Here is a 6,770-nt window from a genome sequence, read left to right on the forward strand (position 1 = left end):
TAGTCAGTATTAAATAAAAAATTATAAGGGGTAATAAATTATGGCACTTCAAGAATTTGGTGATTTAGTTAATGCCGTTAATGGTCTTAAGGGGGCTGCTGAATCTGCTAACAATCCCAATAGAACACCAGCGCAAGTTGCAGCAGACGGATTGGCTGCTTCAAGTTTGCTAACCAATACGATGGGACTGCTTAATAGTATCAATTCTGCAGTACCTGGGGTTCCAGTAGCAAATGGATTTTTTAATTTAGCGAATCTTGAAGCTCAGGCAGCATTATTGGATCAAGCCATTGCGAACGGAGACAATGAGGCCATAATAAAATCTTCACTGGATCTTGCCTCAGCCTTAGCAGGTGCACTTGGAAGCGTGCCCTCGCCATACTCTCCGGCATTAAAAGCAGCAAGTTTAGCTTTAGCTGCGGCATCAGCCTTGTATCAAAACCGCGAAGCATTAGCAGAAGCATTAAACGATCTTACAAGCCCCAATCCCAATTTACCTGATAAGGCGCCTTTATTTCCCCTCGGTGATGCCAACAATAACGGCATTCCAGACATTCACGAAGGTAATTGGATTAAACCTGACCCTAAAACTAAAACTTGGTGGGATCGCGCCAAAGACTTCATCCTCCGCCGCGACCCTTTAACCTTCGACCTAGACAACGACGGCCTAGAAACAGTCGGCATCTCCAGTACTAACCCCATCCTCTTCGACCACGACGGTGACGGCACTAAAAACGGCACTGGCTGGGTAAAAGCCGATGATGCCATGTTGGTACTCGATAGAAACGGCAATGGTACCATTGATTCAGGTCGTGAACTGTTCGGTGACAACACCATTAAATCTAACGGACAAACTGCCGAAGATGGTTTTGATGCTCTTGCAGACCTTGACAGCAATGCAGACGGCATTGTAGACAATCAAGATGCTCAGTTTGCCAACCTGCGTTTGTGGCGTGACCTTAACCAAGACGGCATTAGCCAAACTGGCGAACTCTTCACCCTCAATGAACTCGGCATTGTCGGCATCAACGTTGCCAGTACCGTTCACAGCACCGTTCTTGCCAATGGCAACCAACTGACTGATACTGGCAGCTTTATTAAAGCTGATGGCAGTACAGGTACCGTAGGCGAAGTGACGGGTAACCTAGGTGACATCAACCTAGCCGAAGATACCTTTCATCGCCAATTTGCAGATCATCTTGATACCACTACCGTTGCCAACCTGCCAGATATGCAAGGCAGTGGTGCCGTGCGTGACCTCAGAGAGGCAGCAACACAATCCACCACTTTACAAAACTTACTCACTCAATACAGCGCTGCCACTACCCGTGAAGGACAAATGGCGCTCATAGACCAACTGCTGGATGCTTGGGCCGATACCAGTGGTTATGCAGAAACCTATGATGATCGTGTGGCCGGATTACATTATCAAACACCTACAAATACCTCCGTGCCTTATGTCGTGAGTTACGATGCCTTCGGTAGTATTACCAATGCCACTTACCAGACTGGTGTGACCAATACTGGTAGTTCTGGCAGTGGCAGTGGAGGTGTCATCAGCATAGAAGTCATCACCCCAGAATACCAAGCCCTCATCAATAGCTGGAATCAAAAGATCCATATCCTCGAGGCCTTTAACGGCAATTACTTCTTTGGTCTACCTACCCAACCCACCCAAGGGGCTAAAACTGGTATTACATTTGAGGCGGCCAATGATCAAGGTGGCGGCGTTATGATATCGGCTCCGATTAATATTCGTTACGACCAATCGCAACTGGATTTACTGCAACAAAGCTACGATGCTTTGAAAGCCTCTGTGTACGATGCTTTGCTACTGCAAACTAGATTCAAACCTTTGTTAGATGACATTAACCTGGTAATAGACGCCAATGGAATTAGCTTAGACTTTACGCAACTGACTAATATCTTTAACCAAGGCATTAATAGCAATGCCGAGGCAGGTTTGTTGGAGTTGATTGATTTTAACTTTGCGACTAAAGACTTGCTTAAAGACTCGGGTTGGGCTGGTTGGTCTAGCATGACTGCGCAGTTGGAGCTTACTCAGACACCAGCCATTAATGAGGCGCTTAAGCTCAATGGTGCAATGGTAAAAAACACAATGGGGTTTAATAGTAATGGCACCACAAGTGATGATGTCATTGTGGATGATAGTGCTTCAGACAATTTATCTGGTGGGAGTGGAAATGATATCTTGTTCGGACTGGCTGGCAACGACAACCTGAGTGGAGATACTGGCAACGACGTGTTAGACGGCGGCACTGGTGACGACACTATGAGTGGCGGTGAAGGCAGTGATACCTACGTCGTGCGCACTGGATCAGGCCAAGACGTCATTAACAACATTAACAACAGCAGTGAAGCGGTGACTGACACCCTCCAATTTGCCGACATCGCCTCAACGGGACTGACTAGCTTAAGCCGTCAAGGCAGCAGCCTCATCATTGGCTACGGCAATGGTGACAGCGTCAAGCTGCAATATCAGTTCTACGGTGATAGCAGTTACCAAGTGACACAGTTTAAGTTCTCCGATGGTGTCAATTACACGTTTGACCAACTGATGGCGGCCTATCCGATTGCACTGACTGACGGTAATGACTCCGCGAACTTTACCAGCGGCAATGTTGAAATCGTCCATGCTGGTGCGGGCGATGATACGGTATCCACCTTTGGTGGTGACGATGTGATTGACGGTGAAGCTGGCAATGACTATTTAAATGGTGGCGACGGTAACGACACCTTGTATGGTGGAAGCGGCAACGACAACCTGAGTGGAGATACTGGCAACGACGTGTTAGACGGCGGCACTGGTGACGACACTATGAGTGGCGGTGAAGGCAGTGATACCTACGTCGTGCGCACTGGATCAGGCCAAGACGTCATTAACAACATTAACAACAGCAGTGAAGCGGTGACTGACACCCTCCAATTTGCCGACATCGCCTCAACGGGACTGACTAGCTTAAGCCGTCAAGGCAGCAGCCTCATCATTGGCTACGGCAATGGTGACAGCGTCAAGCTGCAATATCAGTTCTACGGTGATAGCAGTTACCAAGTGACACAGTTTAAGTTCTCCGATGGTGTCAATTACACGTTTGACCAACTGATGGCGGCCTATCCGATTGCACTGACTGACGGTAATGACTCCGCGAACTTTACCAGCGGCAATGTTGAAATCGTCCATGCTGGTGCGGGCGATGATACGGTATCCACCTTTGGTGGTGACGATGTGATTGACGGTGAAGCTGGCAATGACTATTTAAATGGTGGCGACGGTAACGACACCTTGTATGGTGGAAGCGGCAACGACAACCTGAGTGGAGATACTGGCAACGACGTGTTAGACGGCGGCACTGGTGACGACACTATGAGTGGCGGTGAAGGCAACGACACCTACACCATCGATGTGCTCACTGACGTCATCACTGAGAATCTCAATGAGGGTACAGACCTAGTCAATGTAGCCATCGCAACAGCTTCAGGTACATACACAGTCGCAGCTAACGTTGAGAATGCTACTCTGATTAACACTGTAGCTTACAGCCTCATAGGTAACGCACTCGACAACATTTTAATAGGTAATGCTGCTGTCAATACACTTAACGGTGATGCTGGTAACGACATACTTGATGGCGGAACTGGCGCAGACACCATGAAAGGTGGCAAAGGCAACGATACCTATATCGTCGATAACGTCGCAGATATCGTTTCAGAAAATCTCGATGAAGGCACTGACACGGTGCAGTCGTCTGCAACCTATCTACTCACAGCCAATATAGAGAATTTAACCCTCACTGGTAACGTCGCGATTAATGGCGTAGGCAATGCACTAGATAACATTATGATAGGGAACTCCGCTAACAATACCCTTAATGGCGCCGCAGGTGCCGATACCATGATAGGAGGTTTAGGCAACGACACCTACACAATTGATATGCTGACTGATGTCGTTACTGAAAATCTGAACGAAGGTACAGACTTAGTTAACGTTGCAATTGCAACAACAGGTGGAGCATATACAGTTGCAGCCAATGTAGAGAATGCGACTTTGACTAATACTGTTACGTACAGCCTCACAGGTAATGCACTGGATAACATTCTAATAGGTAATGCCGCAGTCAATACTCTCAATGGAGGTGCAGGTAACGATACATTAAACGGCTTAGCAGGCAGCGACACCATGATCGGTGGTTTAGGAAATGATATTTACACTATTGATGTCCTCACTGATGTCATTACTGAAAATCTTAACGAAGGTACAGACCTAGTCAATGTAGCCATCGCAACAGCTTCAGGCACATACACAGTCGCAGCTAACGTTGAGAATGCTACTTTGACTAACACGGTGGCTTACAGCCTCACAGGTAACGTTCTTGATAATGTATTAACAGGTAATGCCGCAGCGAACACTTTGGATGGAGGTGCAGGTAACGATACATTGAATGGTTTGGCAGGTAACGATACGATGATAGGTGGTCTAGGCAACGATACCTACACTATCGATGCACTCACTGATGTCGTTACTGAAAATCTAAATGAAGGTACAGACTTAGTTAACGTTGCAATTGCAACAGCATCTGGTACATACACAGTTGCAGCTAACGTAGAAAATGCTAACTTGGTCAATTCGGTAGCCTATACTTTGAGCGGTAACGAATTAAATAACGTACTGACTGGTAATGCATATGCAAATACGTTAAACGGCTTAGCTGGTAACGATACGCTTAATGGCGGTGCTGGTGTTGATACATTGGTGGGTGGCGATGGAGATGATACTTACATTGTTGATACTACAACCGATGTAATTACTGAAGCTGATACCGTGGGTGCTGGGGTTGATACTGTTCAAAGTAGCGTTACTTATGTACTTGGTGCTACAAGTAATCTAGAAAACCTCACGCTTACTGGTACTACAGCGATCAATGCCACAGGCAACGCCCTAGCCAACTTCATGAAAGGCAACAGCGCCAACAACACCATCACAGACACTGCAGGCGGTAACGACATCCTACAAGCCTTCGCAGGCAACGACACCTTCAATGACACTGTAGGCAACAACCTGTTTGATGGTGGACTAGGCAATGATCTCATCACTGCAGGCTCAGGTCGTGACATCATTATCGGTGGTCAAGGTAACGACACCATTACTACAGGCACTGGCTATGACGTCATCGTCTTTAACAAAGGTGATGGTCAAGATATTATCAATGCCTCTACCGGTGCAGACAACACCATCAGTCTAGGCGGAAACTTCGCCTACAGTGATTTAAGCCTGACTAAATCCACCAATGACCTCATCCTTAAAATGGGCGCTAGCGATCAGATCACCCTTAAAAACTGGTACCTCACCAGTCCAACGAATAAGAGTGTGATCAACCTACAAGTAGTTGCTGAAGCGATTCAAGGCTTCACGCTTGGCGGTACAGACGATTTACGCAACAACAAGATTGAGAACTTCAACTTCAGCAACCTGGTCGCTGCCTTTGATACTGCAGGTGCAACCGCTAACTGGCAACTCACCGATGCCAGACTCACCACGCACTTGACTGCAGGCAGTGACACTGCAGCTATCGGTGGTGACCTAGCTTACCAATACGGCAACAACAGCAACCTGACGGGCATGGGCTTACTCAATGCACAGAGTGTAATTGCCGCAGCGAGCTTTGGACAGACGGCACAAACGTTGAGCAACCCGACGGTGTGGCAGGCTGAGGTGGCGAAGTTGGGGTAGAGAGTGCACTTCAAAGCTAAGTTTGCGTATGAAACTACTTAATGTGGGATCAAGAGTCAAGGTTCTTCTATAAAGTGCTTTTTAATCTTGATTAACGGCAGAGCATTTTGTGCAGACGGTAAATAAACTCGAAGGTAAGGTCATCATTTTGTTTGGCAGCAAAAATGCCTAGTCATCAGACGCATTAATTTAACAGGAACAGATTCTATGATAAGAAAACTTAACACTTTAATCTTAATAATGATAGCGGTGCTATTAATGGGAGCTTGTATGCAAAAAGATACAGTCATTCCGAAAGAGGGTGACGTTGTGACGTGGATGCAGAACTCGTCACTTATCATAAAAACCAAGCTGGGGCAACGGCGTGAGCATATATCAAGAAAAATTGATGATTTAATTTATGAGCCTGAATATGAGATGTTTGTCGGTCAGTTTCCTATTGATTATGTACCAGAACGTTTTCCAAAGTTTACCGAAGCAGAGCGCCTGACTTTTGAAGCCGAGTATGCAAAGAAGTTGCACGGGGTAAAAGACATGCATGACATTGAGTTTAGTTTGATGTTGAACGGGGCTAAGGGTAAGGTCACGGATGCAGGTTTTTACTCAGACCAAGCACTAGATCATGTCAATCAAGTAAAGGTCGTACTTAAAAATTTTGCCGTGACTGAAGGCAAGACAAAGGAAAAACGCGAATATTTTATAAAATCCAAAAAAGGTAGTTACGATAAAAAGCTATCAGAAGCGTATGGCATAGATTGCTATACGATTAATGGCGACTCATTTGGTAAGTTTTTGTGTTACGGCGAATCTAGTAATAAGGCAGTTTCTGGTGTTTTTTTTGCTAGGCATGCTGACGGGTGGGTGGGTGGAGAGTTTTGGGAACCTATCTATGGTGGTATCCATATTGAGTGGCATACCCATATTCAAAATTTAAAGCATTGGAAGGAAGTAGATGCTGCAATCTGGCGTTTATTGGAAACGTGGAATGTTTCGCCTCTAGTAAATCCTAATCAACAATAAA

Annotated in this window: 2 protein-coding genes; both read left to right on the plus strand. The window is 46.1% G+C overall.

What is annotated here, in order from left to right:
- The first annotated feature begins 40 nt into the window (after positions 1–40).
- Positions 41–5,749 carry a beta strand repeat-containing protein gene (locus M301_RS00055; protein WP_013146717.1) on the plus strand — a complete coding sequence of 1,903 codons (5,709 nt, stop codon included), beginning with the start codon at positions 41–43 and terminating at the stop codon, positions 5,747–5,749.
- Positions 5,750–6,019: 270 nt separating this feature from the next.
- Positions 6,020–6,769: a hypothetical protein gene (locus M301_RS00060; protein ID WP_148218558.1), complete on the plus strand. Its 750-nt coding sequence runs from the start codon at positions 6,020–6,022 to the stop codon at positions 6,767–6,769.
- The last annotated feature ends 1 nt before the right edge of the window (position 6,770 follow it).

This window comes from Methylotenera versatilis 301, from assembly GCF_000093025.1.
GTDB classification, from domain to species: domain Bacteria; phylum Pseudomonadota; class Gammaproteobacteria; order Burkholderiales; family Methylophilaceae; genus Methylotenera; species Methylotenera versatilis.